Source organism: Streptomyces sp. NPDC005492 (assembly GCF_040605995.1).
In the GTDB taxonomy this organism is placed as follows: Bacteria; Actinomycetota; Actinomycetes; order Streptomycetales; family Streptomycetaceae; genus Streptomyces.
The window spans coordinates 188,191-206,715 of record NZ_JBEXDX010000010.1; the positions used below are offsets into that span (position 1 = coordinate 188,191).

The following is an 18,525-nucleotide window of genomic DNA, read 5'->3' on the forward strand; positions in this document are numbered from 1 at the left end:
CCGCCCTGCAGAGCAGACGGCCTCTCCCGGTGGAACACACCCGGGAGGAAGAGGTTTACGGGGATGTGGCGTGTCACCTGTGGACACGCCGACGGTCAAGGCTACGGGGCCACGGCCGAACAGGTCAAACCGGGCCCCTGAGGGTGTGCGACCGGTCACAGGGACCGGTCGCACACCCCCGGGTTTCAGTCCTCGTCGGTGGAGGCGCTGACGGCGGACGACGACGTCCGCTCCGCCGCCGCGGTCTTCTTCGACGTGGTCTTGGCGGCCTTCTTGGCCGTCGTCTTCTTCGCGGCCGTCTTCTTGGCCGCGGTCTTGGTCGCCGCCGTCTTCTTGGCGGCCGCCTTCTTCGCCGGGGCCTTCTTGGCGGCCTTGCGAGCGGCCGTCTTCTTGGCGGGAGCCTCCGCCTCCGCCTCGGCTGCGGGGGCCTCCTCCGTCACGGCCGACGGTACGACCACGACGGCCGCCTCCTCGGACGCGGTGGGCGCGGTGGCCTTGCGCACGGCACGACGCCGGGGGCGGGCCGGAGCCGCGCTCTCGGCGGGCGCCTCGGGCTGCTCGACGGGGGCGGGTGCCTCGACGACCGGAGCGGCGGCCTCGGTGACCGTCACCACGGCGGCTTCCTCGGACCCGGCCGGTGAACCGGCGGGCGCGGTCGCCTTGCGGGTCGCCCGGCGCCGCGTACGGCCCTTGGGCGCCGCGTCTTCGACCGCGGGGGCCTCGACGGCGGCCGGGGTCTCGACCACCGGGTCCTCCACGGCGACGGGCTCGGCCTGCGCGACGGCTGCCGGCTCGGCCTCCACGGGGGCCTCGCGCTCCTCACGGGTCTCGCGCGGCTGCCGCGACTCCGCCTTCGGCGCACCGGCCGGAGCCGACGCCCGACGGCTCGTCCGGCGCCGCGAACGCCCGCCACGGGTGGCCGCGGCCTCCGCCTCGGCGGCGCTGCTGTACAGATCCTCGTCGGGCCGGAAAGTATCCATCAGCGGCTTCGCCGCGGGGGTCTCCGCGAACGGCACCGGCATGGCGACCTCGGCCGCCACCTCCGCCTCGGTCTCGACCTCGTCGTGCTCGTGCTCGTGGGTGTCGTGGGCGTCCTGCCCGGCCCCGTCACCCCCGCGCCCGCGCCGCTTGCGCTTGCCGCCGCCACCGACCGAGGTCGGCTGCTCCATGTGCACGATCACGCCACGGCCGTTGCAGTGGACGCAGGTCTCGGAGAAGGACTCCAACAGGCCCTGTCCGACACGCTTGCGGGTCATCTGCACCAGGCCAAGCGAGGTGACCTCGGCGACCTGGTGCTTCGTACGGTCGCGGCCCAGGCACTCCAGCAGGCGCCGTAGCACCAGGTCGCGGTTGGACTCCAGGACCATGTCGATGAAGTCGATGACGACGATGCCGCCCAGGTCGCGCAGCCGGAGCTGGCGCACGATCTCCTCGGCCGCCTCCAGGTTGTTCCTGGTCACGGTCTCTTCGAGGTTGCCGCCCTGACCGGTGAACTTGCCGGTGTTGACGTCGATCACGATCATCGCTTCGGTCTTGTCGATGACCAGCGAACCGCCGCTGGGCAGCCAGACCTTGCGGTCCAGCGCCTTCATGAGCTGCTCGTCGATGCGGTACGTCGCGAAGACGTCGACCTCGGAGGTCCACTTGGACAGCCGGTCGGCGAGGTCGGGGGCGACGTGCGAGACATAGCCGTGGATGGTGTCCCACGCCTCGTCACCGCTGACGATGACCTTGGTGAAGTCCTCGTTGAAGATGTCGCGCACGACGCGGACGGTCATGTCCGGCTCGCCGTACAGCAGCGACGGCGCGTTCGAGCCGCCGTTCTTCGACTTCTTCTGGATGTCCTCCCACTGCCCCTGGAGCCGCTCGACGTCACGGCTCAGCTCGTCCTCGCTCGCACCCTCGGCGGCGGTGCGCACGATGACGCCCGCGTCCTCGGGGACGATCTTCTTGAGGATGGTCTTCAGCCGGGCCCGCTCGGTGTCGGGCAGCTTGCGGCTGATACCGGTCATCGAGCCCTCGGGGACGTACACGAGGTAGCGCCCGGGAAGGGAGACCTGGCTGGTCAGCCGCGCGCCCTTGTGCCCGATCGGGTCCTTGGTGACCTGCACGAGCACGGACTGCCCGGACTTCAGGGCGGACTCGATACGGCGCGGCCCGTTGGCCATGCCGAGCGCCTCGAAGTTGACCTCACCGGCGTACAGGACGGCGTTGCGCCCCTTGCCGATGTCGATGAACGCGGCCTCCATGGAGGGCAGTACGTTCTGGACCTTGCCCAGGTAGACGTTGCCGACGTACGAGGTCGACTGCTCCTTGTTGACGTAGTGCTCGACGAGCACACCGTCCTCCAGGACGCCGATCTGCGTGCGCTCACCGCTCTGCCGGACGACCATCACACGCTCGACGGCCTCACGGCGGGCCAGGAACTCCGCCTCGGTGATGATCGGGACGCGTCGGCGCCCCTGCTCGCGGCCTTCACGGCGGCGCTGCTTCTTGGCTTCGAGGCGCGTCGAGCCCTTGATGGACTGCACCTCGTCGCTGGGGTGGTCGTCCTTCTTGGCGCGCGGCTCACGGACCTTGACGACGGTGCGCTCGGGGTCGTCGGCCGACGAGGACGTCTCGGCCTCGCCGCCCGAGTCGGCGCGACGGCGACGGCGACGCCGACGACGGCTGCTGCTGGACCCGGAACCGCCCTGGTCGTCGTCCGCCTCCTCGGCGTCCTCCTCGACCTGCTCGGCGGTGTCCGCTGCTTCCTCATCGGCCCGCGCCGCCTGATCGGCGGCGTACTCCTCGCCGTCCTCGCCCTCGTCCTCACCGGTGGCGGACTCGCCCCGGCGACGACGCCGGCCACCGCGGCGACGGCGGCGGCGCGAACCGGTCTCCTCGGCCTCGTCGTCGGCGGAGTCCTCGGCGGCCTCGTCGGCCTCCTCCGGCTCTTCCTCCACGACGGCCTCGGCCACGGCCGGAGCCTCGGGCTCCGGCTCGGAGGCGGCACCCCGGCGACGCCGACGGCGTCGACCGCCGCTCTCCTCCTCGACGACCTCCACGGCGACCGGCTCGGCGACGACGACCTCTTCCTCGTCGTCGTCAGCTGCCTCGGCGGCAGCGGCGGCGGCCCGCTCAGGGGTCTGGAACATCGGCTCGGTGAAGACGGGCGCCCGGAACACGGCCACGGCGGGCCGGGCGGGGCGGCGCGGGCCGTCCTCCTCCTCGGCGCCGTTGCCCTTCTTGGGCGCGGGCGCGGAGAACCCTCCGGCCGCGGTCCGCACGGCGCGGCGCCGACGACGCGGCCCGGAGTCCTCGGCGGGAGCGTCGGCGGTGGTGTTCGTCTCCGCGGTCTCCGCGGGGGTCTCGTCGTGCACAGGGGCCTCCTCGCCCACGGGCGTCCCGGCAGGCGCGGACACACGGCGCGTGGCGCGACGACGGCTCCGGCGCGGGGCGGCATCCTCATCGGACGCCGCGGGCGCGGCACCTTCGGTCAGTTCTTCGGACTCGGGGGTCACCGAGGGCGCCTCGGCGGCCTCCGGCGCACCGGTGGGCGCGGCGGCACGACGGCTCGCACGCCGACGCGTACGAGCGGCAGGAGCGGCCTCTTCAGCCTCTACTTCCGCTTCTACGACGGCGGGCGCCTCAGCGGTCTCCCGCACCGGCTCGACCACGGCCTCAGGGGCGACGGTCTCGGGCGCGGTCACCCGGCGGGTGGCGCGACGGCGGGTGCGGGGCGGAGCGGCATCGTCCTCGGCCACGACGGGCGCGGCCTCCTCGACGGCGTCGGGCGCGGCGGCGGCAACGGCCGGCACCACGATCTCGGCAGCCTCGGGCGCCTCAGCGGCCTCGGGCGCACCGGCGGGCGCGGACACCCGCCGGGTCGCACGCCGACGCGTACGAGCGGCAGGAGCGGCCTCTTCGGCCTCTGCTTCCGCCTCTACGACGGCGGGCGCCTCGGCCGCGACCGGCTCGGGGGTCTCGTCGACAGCCTCGGCCGGTATGGCCGGAGCGCCGCTTTCGACCGCGCCCTCGGCGGCGGTCGGCGGTCCCGCGGGGCGAGACGCGGCGCGGCGCCTGCGGCGCGGCGGCAGCGTGTCGCTGGGGGTGTTCAGTTCGGAACCCTCAGTGGGTTCGGTCGGTTCGAGCATGCGGGCGTTTCTCCCGTCAGGCTCCCGGGCGCCGCGCCTGGTCCGGCTTGGATGCCGGTGACGTCCGCGGCTCGCGCGTTGCGCGGTGCCGCCGTCCGGGGCGCGGGCGCCGCACGGGAGCTCTCTGTGTCCTGTCTCGCCGGTTCCGTACGCCCAGTTGCGGACGGCCTGGCGAAAGTCTTGTGGTCGGTGCGCTGCCCGACCCAGGTGGCTCCCGAGTCCGAGGGCGGCGCTTACGACGTCCGTCCCTACGCGGAACCTTCCCTACGCCGGCGCCTTCGCGGCGGCAGCTTCGGCGACCGTGGGATTCCCGGTCACTGCTGCCTCGCGGTCGGGCGCGAGCGGGTCGGTCACCGTGCCGGTCTCTTCATCGAACAGCCCCTGCGCCAGCCTGGTCACCGCTGCGGCGACCGGCGGCGCCAGGTCGGCCACGGCGCGAAGACCGGACAGGACGTCGTCGGGTCGAACGGCAGGCGTCACGTGCCGAACAACCAGCCGCAGTATCGCACAGGCCTGGTCGGTAGGCCTATCAGGCTGTGGACCGAGCGTCTCAAGAGCGGCTACGGCGGGGCGGGCGTCGAAGGTGCGCATGCCGTTCTTGGCCATGCGCTGGACCTCGACGCTCTCGGCCGCGTTGAACGCGGCCACCGCGCGCTCGGCGTCCTCGGGCGCCACCCCGTCGAGCCGCAGCTCCCACACGGAAGCCGTGAGCCGGTCGGCGAGCCCGGAGGTCCGGGCCACGACCGCGTCGACGATGTCGAGCCCGACGGGCATCGACTCGTCGAGCAGCTCGCGCAGCTTGTCGGGGTCGCGCTCGGCGGTGAGCGCGATCTCCAGATATTCCGCCTCACTGCCCGTGCCGGTGGGTGCGGCATTGGCGTACGACACCTTCGGGTGCGGTGTGAACCCCGCCGAGTACGCCATGGGCACCTCGGCGCGGCGCAGCGCACGCTCGAAGGCGCGCTGGAAGTCTCGGTGGCTGGTGAACCGGAGGCGGCCGCGCTTGGTGTAGCGCAGTCGGATGCGCTGCACCGCGGGTGCGGGCGGCGGGCCTTCGGGCTGTCGCTTGCCCAGTGTCCTAGTCCTTCGTGAGAACGGTCGTACTTCTACCAAGAGTACGTGTCTCGTCGCCCGTCGGTTCCCGTCGCTCCACCGGCAGCGGCTGTCGCGGCTCGCCGAAAACCATCCGCCGGAAGTCGGCACGGGCCTGCCGGGCGGACTCGCGCGCGGCGGCCAGCGCCTGCCGGGTGACCCGCCCCACACCGCGCGCGGCCTCGGCGGCGGGCCGCAGCACCAGGTCCCGTACGAGGTGCCCGACCGGGGTGAGAACGGTCCGGTACACCCAGCTCACCGGCGCCACGAAGATCCACCGGAAGAGGGTCCCCAGCGCCCGCCCCACGGCGAGCGAGACATGCCCCGCGATCCGCCAGGCATGCCCGAGCGCGTCCCGGACCTCCCGCCCTACGACGAGCAGGACCCGCCCGACCGGTGTCAGCACCCAGCGCCAGAGAGCGACGGCAGGCAGCACGAGCAGAATCCGAGCCGCCCAGTACAGGACGACACCAACACCCGTAACGGCGGTCTTCAAAAGCCACGACAACCCTCGCCCGCACCAGGCGATGGCACGGCCGACCGGCGTGAGCACCCAGCGCCAGAGAGCGACCGCGGGCAGGACCAGCAGAATCCGAGCCGCCCAGTACAGGGCGAGACCGACACCGGTGCCGACCGCCTTCACGAGCCACCGCACACCCCGCCCGACCGGCGCGAGCACCCACGCGTACAACCACTGGGCCGGTACGACGAGCAGATACCGCCCCAGCCAGGCCACACCGGCGGCCACCCTGTCGACGACCCACACGCACGCGTGCCCGACGGGAGTGAGCACGCGCGCGTACGCCCACACCAGCCCGGCCCGGACGCCATGACCGACCGGAGTCAGCACGGACACGTACAACCAGCCGAGGGGCACGAGAACAAGAACGTAGGTGAGCCATCCGACCGCCTTGGCGACGGGCACGACGACATACCGCCACAGCGCGACCCACGGCCACACGAACACCGCGCGCGCCAACGGCCCCAGCACCGTGCGGTACAGGAACCGCCCGCCGACCACCAGCGCGTCCCACACCAACCGCACCGGCACGACCAGCACGAGCACGACGATCCGCACGGGAACACGGATCGCGACGGCGAGACACCCTTCGGGCGGCTGAACCGGGGGCCGCACGGACGGCTTCTCGAAGTTCACAGGGGCGTCCATACCTGCCAAGACGCCACAACGCCCCATCCGGATCCATTCGCGGTCAAGGGTAGGGGTCGGTACGGGCGACATCGGTGTGCAGCAGACGCGGTGAGGAGACGAAGCCGCGTCGGGCGTACGCCGGGATCGCCCGGGGTGAGGAATGCACGGTGACGCGTTCGAGGCCGAGTTCACGGGCGCGGGCCAGCACCGCCTCCACGAGCCGCCCGCCGACACCGCCGTCCCGCTCGCCGGGGATCACGTACACGCACTGCAGATCGCCGCTGGCCCGCCGCAGGGCACGCGGACTTGGCACCCGCTGCACGACGGCCAGCCACGCCATCCCGATGATCACGCCACCCCGTACGACGACCACGCACCGGTGCGAACCGGCGTTCTCCGCCGCCCAGTTCACGAGATGCCGTACGAACTCCTGGCGGGTGGTGATGGGTTGGTGCCCGCTCTCCAGTACCCACCGCCACCGCAACCCGGCGACGACGTCCAGCTCGGCGGGTTCGGCGGGGCGGATCGTGAGGTCGTCCACCCGTGCAGTGTGCGGGAGTTCAGCGATCGTCGGCAGGGGGCGTCAGCAGCGCGTCGACGATCTCCCGCAGGGGCGCGGCCAGTTGCTCGGCGCTCGCGTCACGCAGCGGTTGCAGACCCACGGCGGACCGCACAACGGCGACGCCGACACCCAGCGCGACGAGGAGTTGGGCCCGCAGCAGCCGTTCGTCGTCCTCCTCCGCCGGTGCCGCGCCGGACGCCTGGAGGATCTGGCGGCCGAACTCGTCCAGGGCCTTCCGGCGCAGGGCGTCCACGCGCTCGTCCCCGGAGTCGCGGAGCAGCAGCAGGACGGGGTGTTCGCCGAACTCCGGCCAGGCACCGGCGGACAGTTGGCGGCTGAGCGCCTCGGCGAGGCCGGCCCGGTCGTTTGGGAAATGCTCATCACGCCCCAGGAACCGGGGAGTTGAGGCGAGGGCCGCCTTGAACAGGCCCTCCTTCGAGTCGAAGTACCGCTTGATGAGCGCGAGGTTGACCCCGACGTCGGCGGCGACATCGCGCAGCGTGGTGCGGTCGTAGCCGAGCCGGGTGAACCGGCTGCTCGCGGCCTCCAGCAGCGCCTGCCGGGTCGCCGCCGCGTCCCGCCGACGACGCCCGTCGGCCTCGCTCGTCATCACCGGCGATCTCCTTCCGACAGGTCAAGTAATCATTCGTTGACATGACTACAGGGCATGGCTACGTTGAGCAAGTAATCACCTGATGACTTAGCTCAGCAGCCCCGATGAAAGGACAACGGTGCCCCAGCAGGCCCTCCTCGTCATGGACGTCCAGCGCGTCATCGTCGACCGCTATCCCGACCCGGCCTATCTGCCGCGTCTGCGCGAGGCGATCGGCACGGCCCGTACGGGCGGCGTCCCCGTGATCTACGTGACCGTCGGATTCCGCCCCGGTGCCCCGGAGATCAGCGCCCGCAACAAGATGTTCGGCAGGCTCGCGGGCTCCCCCGCGTCGGCCGCCGGCCAGGCCAACGACATCCACCCGGACGTGGCCCCCGAGCCCGGCGACATCCTCGTCACCAAGCGCCGCGTCAGCGCGTTCGCCGGCAGCGACCTCGACATGGTCCTGCGGGCGAAAGACATCGACCACCTGGTCCTGACCGGCATCGCCACCAGCGGAGTCGTCCTGTCCACTCTCCGCCAGGCGGCCGACCTGGACTTCACCCTCACCGTCCTGTCCGACGGCTGCCTCGACAACGACCCGGAGGTGCACCGGGTCCTCACGGAGAAGGTGTTCCCGACGCAGGCGGAGGTCACGACGGTGGCGGACTGGGTCGCCGCACGCTGAGACCCGCCCACTCCCTATATTGAGAGCCGGGTATTCGGGGGGCCGGGGTCAACACCCGTGCCATCAGGGGGGATTGAGCACTCGTGCGACGAGGAAGAACGCGAAGGGCGACGGTGTCCGCGGCACTCTGCGCCGTAGCCGTACTGCTGCTGGGCGCCTGCGGAACGCAGGTCGCCGGTGGTGCGGACGGAGCGACGCCGACCGCGTCGCTCCCCTGGACCACGGAGCAGCCCTCCGCGGTCACCGCGGCCCGACTCGGCACGGACCAGCGCACGTTGACCCTCGACGTCCAACTGCCCGACGGCAAGGGCCCGTGCGTGCGGGCCCTCAAGGCGGTACTCACCGAACCGACGAAGAACAACGTGTGGGTCCAGGTCACCTTCTCCTCACCGGATGGGGACAGACGCTCCGGATGCACCGGGGAGCGCACGGGCTCGACGCGGGTCCGGCTGCGTGAACCCCTGGGCAGCCAGGAACTGGTCGTCGACCACGACGTGGTATTCACCGCCGACGGTGCCAAGCCGCCCGCGCTACGGCTCTGCGGAGAGCTCGGCTGCCACCCGGCGGCCACCGGCTGCACCAGCGCCTCCTACGAGCAGGCACTGAAGGCGGCCGACGCCCCCGAGCACACCTACCTCGACTCGGAGCACTGCGAGGGCAAGTGGCTGGTCCTCGACTTCTCCTGGCGCACGGGCCCGGTCTGCGGCGACACGACCGCGTCACCGTCCGGCTGCTCCTCGCAACTGGGCGACCGGTGGTTCTTCCGCGCGAAGCCCTCGGGTTGGTCCCCGATCACGGCGACTGCGAGCGGCGGCTGCGCGGCCGTACACCGTGCGGAGCCCGCGTTCCCGACCTCGCTGTGCGAGTCGCTGGCCCCGCTTCCTTCTTCACTGCACCCGAGTTACCCACCGGCGTCGGCGTCGGCCACCCAGAGCCAACAGCCGTAGCCCGCCCCGGACTTCGGCTCGGCTCAGGCCAGCCAGTCCGTGTAGTGGGTGGCCGTGACGCAGGCGCCGTCTCCGGCCTGCGGGATGAGGACGTCACCGGGGACGGCGGCGAACATGCCGGCCGTGTCGTCGGTGACCACGGTGGCCGTGCCGCCCTTGGCGGTCAGGGTGAGCCGGCCGAGTTCGTCGAGGGGGTAGACGTCCGGGCCCGCGATGTTGAGGACGCCGTTCAGCGGGCTGCCGACGGCGACCTCGGCGACGACGGCGGCGACCTCCGCGGCGGCGATCGGCTGGACCGGCGTACGCGGCAGGCGGACGGTGTCGCCGTCGGTGGTCATGGCCAGGGTGGCGTCCATGAACTCCATGAACTGCGTGGCGCGGACGATGGAGTACGGCACCGACCCGGCCTTGAGGATGTCCTCCTGGAGGACCTTCGCCCGGTAGTAGTCAAGCCCCGGCACCTGGTCCACACCGACGATGGACAGGATGACGAAGTGGCCGACCCCGCCCTTCTCGCTGGCGGCGACCAGGTTGTCCATCGACGCCTGGAAGAAGCCGAGGGAGGCGTCGTCGAAGGTCGGTGAGTTCGTCAGATTGACGACGACGTCGACGCCCGCGACGGCCGCCTCCAGCCCCTCACCACTGATGATGTCCACGCCCGTGGACTGGGAGTGCGGCACGGCCTGATGCCCGGCCGCGTTCAGGTTCTTCACGACCTGCGACCCGATCAGCCCGGTTCCACCGATGACTGCGATCTTCATGGCACACGCCTTCCATAGACGACTGGTGTCCGATATGTACCGCCGGACGGTTCCGTCGGCACCTCGGCCACGAAACTCGGACACTTCCTATCCGAGTTCTCTCCGAGATAATACCCGGACAACAGATGTCCGAGTCAACGGCTGTCCGGGTAAAATGAGCGGGTGAAGATGTCCGGCGGAGTCGAGTGGGCCCTGCACTGCTGCGTTGTCCTGACCTCGACGGAGGATCCGGTACCGGCCGCGCGCCTGGCCCAGTTCCACGACGTGTCGCCGACCTACCTCGCCAAGCAGCTCCAGGCCCTCTCCCGCGCCGGCCTGGTGCGATCGGTACAGGGGAAGTCGGGCGGCTACGTCCTGACCCGCTCCCCCGCGTCGATCACCGTGCTCGAGGTCGTCGAGGCGATCGACGGCCCCGACCCGGCCTTCGTCTGCACGGAGATCCGCCAACGCGGCCCGATGGCCACCCCGCGTGAGGCCTGCACCAAACCCTGCCCGATCTCCCGCACCATGGCCGCCGCCGAGTCGGCCCGCCGCGACGCCCTGCGCTCGGTCACGATCGCCGACCTGGCCGCCGACGTGGAGTCCGACTCCGGGGAGGGGACGCTGACGGTGGTGGGGGGTTGGCTGACCTCTCCCGACGGGTAGGACGGTTTCCCCCTCGGAACCGATGAGTTCCGGAGCCCGGCACGGTCTGTCTCCCCACAAGGCAAGCCACGCCCGAACTCTGCGAGGAACCATGACCGCCGACGCACTACCCCCCGTCGTCGATGCCGCGACCTGGGAAGGCCGGCTCACCACGCTCCGCGCCCGGGAGAAGGCCGCGACACGGGAGCTCGACGCCATCGCCGCCGAACGCCGCCGTCTGCCGATGGTCGAGATGCCCGACTACACCCTCGACGGCGAGAACGGCCCCGTCCGTCTGGCGGACGTCTTCGAAGGCAAGCGGCAACTGATCGTCTACAACCACATGTGGTTCACCGGCAAGGAATGGCAGTGCCCCGGCTGTACGGGGTTCACCTCGCAGTACACCCGCCTGGAGTTCCTGGACAACTACGACGCGCGCTTCGTCATCGTCACCCAGGGCCCGATCGACGAGGCGCTCGCCTACAAGCAGCGGGTCGGCAACCGCATGCCCTGGTACTCGACCGCGAACAGCTCGTTCGGCGCCGATGTGGGCGCACCCCCCGCCGGCGGCTTCGCGGTCAACGTCTTCCTGCGCGACGGCGACACCGTCTACCGCACCTGGCACACCGACGGCCGCGGCACCGAACAGCTCAGCCACACCTTCGCCCTGATCGACCTCCTGCCGTACGGCCGCCAGGAGGAATGGCAGGACTCACCGGCCAACTGGCCCCAGTCGCCGACCTACAGCCGCTGGGCGACATCGAAGGACATCGCCACGCTCTACGGCCCCTCGGACCCCGTCGGCTGAGCGCCCCCCTCAGTGCCCGTGCCCACTCCCCGCAGGCTGCTTCACCGTCAACGGCAGCAGCTTCTTGCCGGTCGGCCCGATCTGGATCGACGTGTCCATCTGCGGGCACACCCCGCAGTCGAAGCACGGCGTCCACCGGCAGTCCTCGACCTCCGTCTCGTCGAGGGCGTCCTGCCAGTCCTCCCAGAGCCAGTCCTTGTCGAGGCCGGAGTCGAGGTGGTCCCAGGGGAGGACCTCCTCGTAGGTCTTCTCGCGGGTGGTGTACCAGTCGACGTCCACGCCGAAGGCCGGCAGCGTCTTCTCCGCGCAGCGCATCCAGCGGTCGTAGGAGAAGTGCTCGCGCCAGCCGTCGAAGCGGCCGCCGTCCTCGTAGACCGCGCGGATGACCGCGCCGATGCGGCGGTCGCCCCGGGAGAGGAGGCCCTCGACGATGCCGGGCTTGCCGTCGTGGTAGCGGAAGCCGATCGAGCGGCCGTACTTCTTGTCGCCTCGGATCTTGTCGCGGAGCTTGGTGAGGCGGGCGTCCGTCTCCTCCGCCGAGAGCTGCGGAGCCCACTGGAAGGGGGTGTGGGGCTTGGGGACGAAGCCGCCGATCGAGACCGTGCAGCGGATGTCGTTCTGGCCGGAGACCTTGCGGCCCTCGGCGATCACGTTCATCGCCATGTCGGCGATCTGGAGGACGTCCTCGTCGGTCTCGGTCGGCAGGCCGCACATGAAGTACAGCTTCACCTGGCGCCAGCCGTTGCCGTAGGCCGTGGAGACGGTCCTGATCAGGTCCTCTTCCGAGACCATCTTGTTGATGACCTTGCGCATACGCTCGCTGCCGCCCTCGGGGGCGAAGGTCAGGCCCGAGCGGCGGCCGTTGCGCGTCAGTTCGTTCGCCAGGTCGACGTTGAAGGCGTCCACCCGGGTGGAGGGGAGGGAGAGGCCGATCTTGTCTTCCTCGTAGCGGTCGGCCAGGCCCTTCGCGATGTCGCCGATCTCCGAGTGGTCCGCGGAGGAGAGGGACAGGAGACCCACCTCCTCGAAGCCCGTGGCCTTCAGGCCCTTCTCGACCATCTCGCCGATGCCGGTGATCGAGCGCTCGCGCACCGGGCGGGTGATCATGCCCGCCTGGCAGAAGCGGCAGCCGCGGGTGCAGCCGCGGAAGATCTCCACCGACATTCGTTCGTGGACCGTCTCGGCCAGGGGGACCAACGGCTGCTTGGGGTACGGCCATTCGTCCAGGTCCATGACCGTGTGCTTCGACACCCGCCACGGGACGCCCGACCTGTTGGGGACCACGCGGGCGATACGGGCATCGGGGAGGTACTCGACGTCGTAGAACGCCGGGATGTAGACCGAGCCCGTCTTCGCGAGGCGGAAGAGGACCTCCTCGCGGCCGCCCGGGCGGCCCTCCGCCTTCCACCCTCGGATGATCTTCGTCATGTCGAGGACGGCCTGCTCGCCGTCGCCGATGATCACCGCGTCGACGAAGTCCGCGATCGGCTCGGGGTTGAAGGCCGCGTGGCCGCCCGCCAGCACGATCGGGTCGTCGAGCGTGCGGTCCTTGGACTCCAGCGGGATGCCGGCCAGGTCCAGGGCCGTCAGCATGTTCGTGTAGCCGAGTTCGGTGGAGAAGCTCAACCCGAACACGTCGAAGGCGCCGACCGGGCGGTGACTGTCGACCGTGAACTGCGGGACGCGGTGCTCCCGCATCAGCGCCTCCAGGTCCGGCCACACGCTGTAGGTGCGCTCGGCGAGGACGCCCTCCTGCTCGTTCAGGACCTCGTAGAGGATCATGACGCCCTGGTTGGGCAGGCCGACCTCGTACGCGTCCGGGTACATCAGCGCCCAGCGGACATCGCACGACTCCCACGGCTTGACCGTGGAGTTGAGCTCGCCGCCGACGTACTGGATCGGCTTCTGCACATGCGGGAGCAAGGCTTCGAGCTGCGGGAAAACCGACTCGGCAGGCATCGCGGGAACCTTCGTGAGCAGACAGGGGTGACCATCAAGACTAACGCGATCCCGTGCCGCCCCCGCACGCTCAGACCGACGCCTCCGCCACGATCCCCTTCCACACCTCCGGCAGCGCCGCCTCCACCCCGGCCGCCCGCTGCTCCTCCCGTCCGTACAGCACGCCGTACGTGAACGAGCTCTCCCCCGCCGCGTGCGCCACGGCGGACAGCTCGCGCAGGGTCAGGCGGACCATGACGCTGTCCTGGTGGTCGCCGAGCAGGCTGGTCAGGGACTTCATGGACTTGGCGAGGGTGCGGGCCGAGTCGCCGAGCGCCGGGGTGGCCGCCTCCGCCGCGTACCGGGTGCGCTTGGCCTTCTTGCGGGCCTCGTGCAGGGCGACGTCCCGGTCCGTGCCCGGCTCGGCGGTGGCGAGCGCCTGCTCGACGAGCGCGGAGACCTTGCCCAGATCCTTGCGTACGGCCTTGCCGATCACCTTGGCCGGCCCGCCGGCGGCGTCCGGCAGGAGGGGAGGCTCGGCGACCAGCGCGTCCAGGGTGTCGAGGAGCGCGAGATAGCGCTTGGAGTCCAGGACGCCGGTCAGCCGGCGTCGCGAGCCGCCCCGGCGGGCGCCCGCCCAGGTGCGCATACGGGTGCGGATCGGGCCGGAGACCAGGGTGCGGGGCAGTTCGGCGAGGACCGACGTCAGGCGCTCGGTCATCACCTCGCGGTCGCGGTCCACCCCCAACTCGCTTGCCAGCCACTTCAGTTCCTCGCCGATCGGGTCGGTGACCGTGCGGTCGAGGACCTTGCCGTAGGAGCGGAAGGCGCTGCGCAGGCGGCGGGTGGCGATGCGCATGCGGTGCACGGAGTCGTGGGCGTCCTGCCGTACGGCGGGGTCGAGTTCGAGGATCGCGTCCCGCTGGGCGCGGATGTACACGAGGACGTGGTCGCCGGCGGTGCGGGGTTCCTCGGGGGCGGGGGGTGTCTTGCGCTGCTTCTTTTTCGGAGCGGTCTCCGAGAGCGCTCTGGCCAGCTTGGAAGCGGACGACGACGGTCGTACGCCCGCCTTGCGCAGGCGTTTCTCCACCTTGTCGAGGAAGGCCGGGTCGCCGTCGTCGGCGAGTTCGACTTCCATCTCGGTCCACTGGGCGGTGCCGCCGCCTTCGGTGAGCCGTTCGGCGTGTACGGCGTCCACGCTGACCTCGGCGAGCAACGTGCCCTGGGCGTCCACGAGATGGCGTACGTCACGGTCGGAGCGCAGGCGGACGACGGGCACCAGCTCGGCCTCGCGGGCCCGGGACCGGACCAGTCCGGCGAGGGCGCGGGGCACGGTGTCGGAGAGCGGTTCCCGGATCTCGTCGCGGACGCCGGGCTCGACCGGCAGCTTCAGGTGCCAGCCCGCGTCGGAGCCACCGGTGCGGCGGCGCAGGGTGATCGAGGCCGCCGCGAGGCGTTCGTCGGCCGTGTCGTAGTAGACGGCGTCCAGACTCGCGACGCCTTTGTCGATGACGGTCTTGACCCCTGCGACGCCGGTCAGATCGGGCAGGCCGCTTTCGTCGGACTCGTACTTACGCTCGATCTCGCGCTTTGTGTCCGCCATGACCTGAATCTAGTTGCTGACCGGCCGGGATGGCAGAGGGCGTCCCCCATGAACCGCGGGGAAACCCGGGCGAGTGTGCGGGTAGCGGTCAGGCGGACATGGGTCGCTGGACCCGGATCGACTGGAGCAGACCCACCGCGACCCACACCGCGAACATCGAGGTGCCGCCGTAGGAGACGAAGGGCAGCGGGAGGCCGGTGACGGGCATGATGCCGAGGGTCATGCCGACGTTCTCGAAGGCCTGGAAGGCGAACCAGGCGACTATCCCGGCGGCGACGATCGTGCCGTACAGCTCGGTCGAGTCGCGGGCGATGCGGCAGGCGCGCCACAGCACCACGCCGACCAGCAGGAGGATCAGGCCCGCGCCCAAGAAGCCCAACTCCTCGCCCGCGACCGTGAAGACGAAGTCCGTCTGCTGTTCGGGGACGAACTGACCGGTCGTCTGGGAGCCGTGGAAGAGGCCCTCGCCGGTGAGGCCGCCGGAGCCGATCGCGATACGGGCCTGGTTGGTGTTGTAGCCGACGCCGGCCGGGTCGAGGCTCGGGTTGGCGAAGGCGGCGAAGCGGGCGATCTGGTACTCGTCCAGGATGTGCAGTTGCCACACCGCGACCGCGCCGATCGCGCCCACGCCCAGCAGGCCGAAGATCCAGCGGTTGGAGGCGCCGGAGGCCAGCAGCACACCGAGCACGATGATGACCATGACCATGACCGACCCGAGGTCGGGCATCAGCATCACGATCATCATCGGGACGGCGGCAAGGCCCAGGGCCTGGAGGACCGTGCGGTGGTCGGGGTAGGGCTTGTCGCCCGCGTCGACCCGCGCGGCGAGCACCATCGCCATGCCCAGGATGATCGTGATCTTCACGAACTCCGAGGGCTGGAGCGAGAAGCCGCCGCCGAGCACGATCCAGGAGTGCGCGCCGTTGACCGTGGAGCCCAGCGGGGTGAGCACCAGCAGGATGCCGAACACCGAGGCGCCGTAGAGGAACGGGACGACGACCCGCAGGGTGCGGTGGCCGACCCAGATCACGCCGATCATCAGGGCGATGCCGATGCCGGTGTTCATCAGGTGCCGGATCAGGAAGTAGTACGGGTCGCCCTGGTTGATCTCGGTGCGGTTGCGGGTCGCCGAGAAGACCAGCAGCGAACCGATCAGGGACAGCCCGATCGCGGAGAACAGTATCGGCCAGTCCAGCCGGCGGGCCAGCGAGTCACGGGCGAAGACCCGCGTCCAGCCGGCCCGCTCGGGACCGTATCCGGAGACCGAGAAGCTGTTGCCGGTCATGTGAGCATCCTCCGGCTTCCCCTTCTGCGCGGGCGCCTGCGGGTGTTGCGGTCGGTGGCGGACGGCGAGGGCGAGGTGGCCGGCGGCTGGGTCTCGTCCGCGGCCGTGGCGCCCTCCTCGGTCGCCTTCTGCTGCTGCTTCTCCAGCTCCTTGGCCGGGTCGGCGGTGATCTTCGGGGAGGCGATGGTGCCGTCGGCGCGGACCTTCGGGAGGCTCGTCTGCGGGGTGGGCAGCAGGGCCTTCTTCTTGTCGATGGAGCCGTCGGCCTGGACGCCGTACATCGCGTTGTAGATGTTGCGCACGGCCTCACCCGAGGCGCCCGAACCGGTACCGGCCTGAGCGATCGTCATGACGACCGTGTAGTCCTTGGTGTACGTCGAGAACCACGAGGTGGTCTGCTTGCCGTAGACCTCGGCCGTACCCGTCTTGGCGTGCAGCTCGATCTTGTCCTGCGGCCAGCCCTGGAACTTCCAGGCGGCGGTACCGCTGGTGACCACGCCCGCGAGGGCCTTGTCGATGCCCTTGTGCGTGGCCGCGCTGATCGGCAGCTTGGCCTTGACCTTGGGCTTGATCTCCTGGACGGTCTTGCCGTCGGCGCTGACGATGGCCTTGCCGATGGTGGGGACGTACTCGGTGCCGCCGTTGGCGAGGGCGCCGTAGATCATGGCCTCCTGGATCGGCGTGACGAGGGTGTCGCCCTGGCCGATGGAGTAGTTGATCGAGTCGCCCTCACGCATCTTGTTGCCCTCGAGGCAGTTCTCGTAGGCGATCTTCTGGACGTACGTGCCGTCCTTCTTCCCGGTCTTGCACCAGTAGGCCTTGTTGGCCTGGTAGGTCTCCTGCTTCCACTTGCGGTCCGGGACGCGGCCGGTGACCTCGTTCGGGATGTCGATGCCGGTGGGCTTGCCGAGGCCGAACTGGTGGGCCGCCTTGTAGAAGTAGTCCTTCGGCTGGCCCTTCTTCGGGTTGATGCCGCCGTCCTTCTTCCACTGGGCGTCGGCGAGGCCGTAGAAGACGGTGTCGCAGGAGACCTCCAGCGCGCGGCCCAGGGAGATGGGGCCGAAGTTCTCGCCCTCGAAGTTCTTGAAGACCTGGCCGCCCACCGAGTACGAACTGGTGCAGGGGTAGCCGCCGTCCCACTCGTAGCCGGCCTCGACCGCGGCGGCCGTGGAGACCACCTTGAACGTCGAACCGGGCGCCGACTGACCCTGTATGGCCCGGTTCAGCAGCGGGTAGTCGGAGTTCTTGCCGGTGAGGGCCTTGTAGTCCTTGGCGGAGATGCCGCCGACCCAGACGTTCGGGTCGTACGTCGGCGCGGAGGCCATGGCGACGATCCGGCCGGTCTTGGCCTCCATCACGATGACGGCACCGGAGTCGGCCTTGTAGTTCTCGCCTGTGATCTTGTCGAACTGCTGGCGGGCAGCCTTCATCGCCTTGTCGAGCTGGTACTCGGCGACGCGCTGCACCCGGGCGTCGATGCTGGTGACGAGGTTCGAACCGGGCTGCGACGCATCCGACTTGGCCTTGCCGATCACCCGGCCGAGGTTGTCGACCTCGTAGCGGGTGACGCCGGCCTTGCCGCGCAGCTCCTTGTCGTACTGGCGCTCAAGGCCCGAGCGGCCGACCTGGTCGGAGCGGAGATACGGCGAGTCGGTGTTCTGGGCCTGGGTGATCTCGTCGTCGGTGACCGGCGAGAGATAGCCGAGGACCTGGGCCGCGTTGGCGTCGCCGGGGGCGGCGTAGCGGCGGACGGCCTCGGGCTCGGCGGTGATGCCGGGGAAGTCCTCGGAGCGCTCGCGGATCTGGAGGGCCTGCTTGGCGGTGGCCTCGTCGGTGATCGGGATCGGCTGGTACGGCGAGCCGTTCCAGCAGGGCTGCGGGGTCTTGGCGTCGCACAGCCGGACCTTCTGGATCACGTCCTCGGGCTTCACGCCCAGCACGCCGGCCAGCTTGGTGAGGACGGCCTTGCCGTCGTCCGCCTGCTTCAGCAGGTCGGTGCGGGAGGCGGAGACCACCAGCCGGGTCTCGTTGTCGGCGAGGGGCACACCGCGCGCGTCCAGTATCGAACCGCGCACCGCGGGATCGACGACCTGCTGGACGTGGTTGCCGGACGCTTCCTTCTGGTATGCGGCGCCCTCACGGATCTGGAGGTACCAGAGGCGCCCGCCGAGGGTGCCGAGGAGGGAGAGGACGAGGATCTGGATGACGACGAGCCTGATCTGGACCCGTGGAGTCCGTCCGGTCTCCGGGATGTTGGTCATGCGTGCTGCCGCCCCCTCTCAGTACGTGTGCGAGTCGGTGCGTGTATGAGTCATATACGACGTGGCTGTGAGCCCGTA

14 protein-coding genes are annotated in these 18,525 nt (G+C 70.6%); 4 read left to right on the plus strand and 10 right to left on the minus strand.

What is annotated here, in order from left to right:
- Positions 1-185: 185 nt before the first annotated feature.
- From ABZT04_RS16890 to ABZT04_RS16910, 5 genes are all read right to left on the minus strand, one after another.
- Positions 186-4,136: an Rne/Rng family ribonuclease gene (locus tag ABZT04_RS16890; RefSeq protein ID WP_356057110.1), complete on the minus strand. Its 3,951-nt coding sequence runs from the start codon at positions 4,134-4,136 to the stop codon at positions 186-188.
- Positions 4,137-4,400: 264 nt separating this feature from the next.
- On the minus strand, positions 4,401-5,168 hold the full coding sequence (locus tag ABZT04_RS16895; protein WP_356057113.1) for a TIGR03936 family radical SAM-associated protein: 768 nt from the start codon (positions 5,166-5,168) through the stop codon (positions 4,401-4,403).
- Positions 5,169-5,214: 46 nt separating this feature from the next.
- Positions 5,215-6,396 carry a hypothetical protein gene (locus ABZT04_RS16900; protein ID WP_356057116.1) on the minus strand — a complete coding sequence of 394 codons (1,182 nt, stop codon included), beginning with the start codon at positions 6,394-6,396 and terminating at the stop codon, positions 5,215-5,217.
- Between the two features lie 43 nt (positions 6,397-6,439).
- On the minus strand, positions 6,440-6,919 hold the full coding sequence (locus ABZT04_RS16905) for a GNAT family N-acetyltransferase (protein ID WP_356057119.1): 480 nt from the start codon (positions 6,917-6,919) through the stop codon (positions 6,440-6,442).
- A 19-nt stretch (positions 6,920-6,938) separates the two neighbouring features.
- Positions 6,939-7,550: a helix-turn-helix domain-containing protein gene (locus ABZT04_RS16910; RefSeq protein ID WP_356057122.1), complete on the minus strand. Its 612-nt coding sequence runs from the start codon at positions 7,548-7,550 to the stop codon at positions 6,939-6,941.
- Positions 7,551-7,671: 121 nt separating this feature from the next.
- Between ABZT04_RS16910 and ABZT04_RS16915 the strand changes: the two genes are divergently transcribed.
- Positions 7,672-8,220 carry an isochorismatase family cysteine hydrolase gene (locus tag ABZT04_RS16915; protein WP_356057124.1) on the plus strand — a complete coding sequence of 183 codons (549 nt, stop codon included), beginning with the start codon at positions 7,672-7,674 and terminating at the stop codon, positions 8,218-8,220.
- Positions 8,221-8,333: 113 nt separating this feature from the next.
- Positions 8,334-9,167, plus strand: a complete 834-nt coding sequence (locus ABZT04_RS16920; protein ID WP_356057126.1) for a hypothetical protein — start codon at positions 8,334-8,336, stop codon at positions 9,165-9,167.
- A 23-nt stretch (positions 9,168-9,190) separates the two neighbouring features.
- Here ABZT04_RS16920 and ABZT04_RS16925 read toward each other — a convergent pair whose 3' ends face one another.
- The gene (locus ABZT04_RS16925; RefSeq protein ID WP_356057130.1) at positions 9,191-9,928 is read right to left on the minus strand and encodes an NAD(P)H-binding protein; all 738 of its coding nucleotides are present in this window, start codon (positions 9,926-9,928) and stop codon (positions 9,191-9,193) included.
- Positions 9,929-10,096: 168 nt separating this feature from the next.
- Here ABZT04_RS16925 and ABZT04_RS16930 point away from each other — a divergent pair, with 168 nt between their 5' ends.
- Positions 10,097-10,573: an Rrf2 family transcriptional regulator gene (locus tag ABZT04_RS16930; RefSeq protein ID WP_356057260.1), complete on the plus strand. Its 477-nt coding sequence runs from the start codon at positions 10,097-10,099 to the stop codon at positions 10,571-10,573.
- A gap of 91 nt (positions 10,574-10,664) precedes the next feature.
- Positions 10,665-11,360, plus strand: coding sequence for a DUF899 family protein (locus ABZT04_RS16935; protein ID WP_356057132.1), 696 nt, complete (start codon positions 10,665-10,667; stop codon positions 11,358-11,360).
- Between the two features lie 9 nt (positions 11,361-11,369).
- On the opposite strand, the gene ABZT04_RS16940 is transcribed toward ABZT04_RS16935, so the two are convergent.
- From ABZT04_RS16940 to mrdA, 4 genes are all read right to left on the minus strand, one after another.
- A complete protein-coding gene (locus tag ABZT04_RS16940) occupies positions 11,370-13,319 on the minus strand; it encodes a TIGR03960 family B12-binding radical SAM protein (protein ID WP_356057134.1) in 1,950 nt (649 codons plus the stop codon).
- Between the two features lie 70 nt (positions 13,320-13,389).
- On the minus strand, positions 13,390-14,901 hold the full coding sequence (locus ABZT04_RS16945; protein ID WP_356057136.1) for a CYTH and CHAD domain-containing protein: 1,512 nt from the start codon (positions 14,899-14,901) through the stop codon (positions 13,390-13,392).
- 88 nt (positions 14,902-14,989) lie between these two features.
- Complete coding sequence (gene rodA / locus ABZT04_RS16950; protein WP_356057138.1) at positions 14,990-16,186, minus strand: rod shape-determining protein RodA; 1,197 nt, start codon at positions 16,184-16,186, stop codon at positions 14,990-14,992.
- A complete protein-coding gene (mrdA, locus tag ABZT04_RS16955) occupies positions 16,183-18,447 on the minus strand; it encodes a penicillin-binding protein 2 (protein WP_356057140.1) in 2,265 nt (754 codons plus the stop codon). The genes rodA and mrdA overlap by 4 nt, the downstream gene beginning before the upstream one ends.
- Positions 18,448-18,525 lie beyond the last annotated feature (78 nt).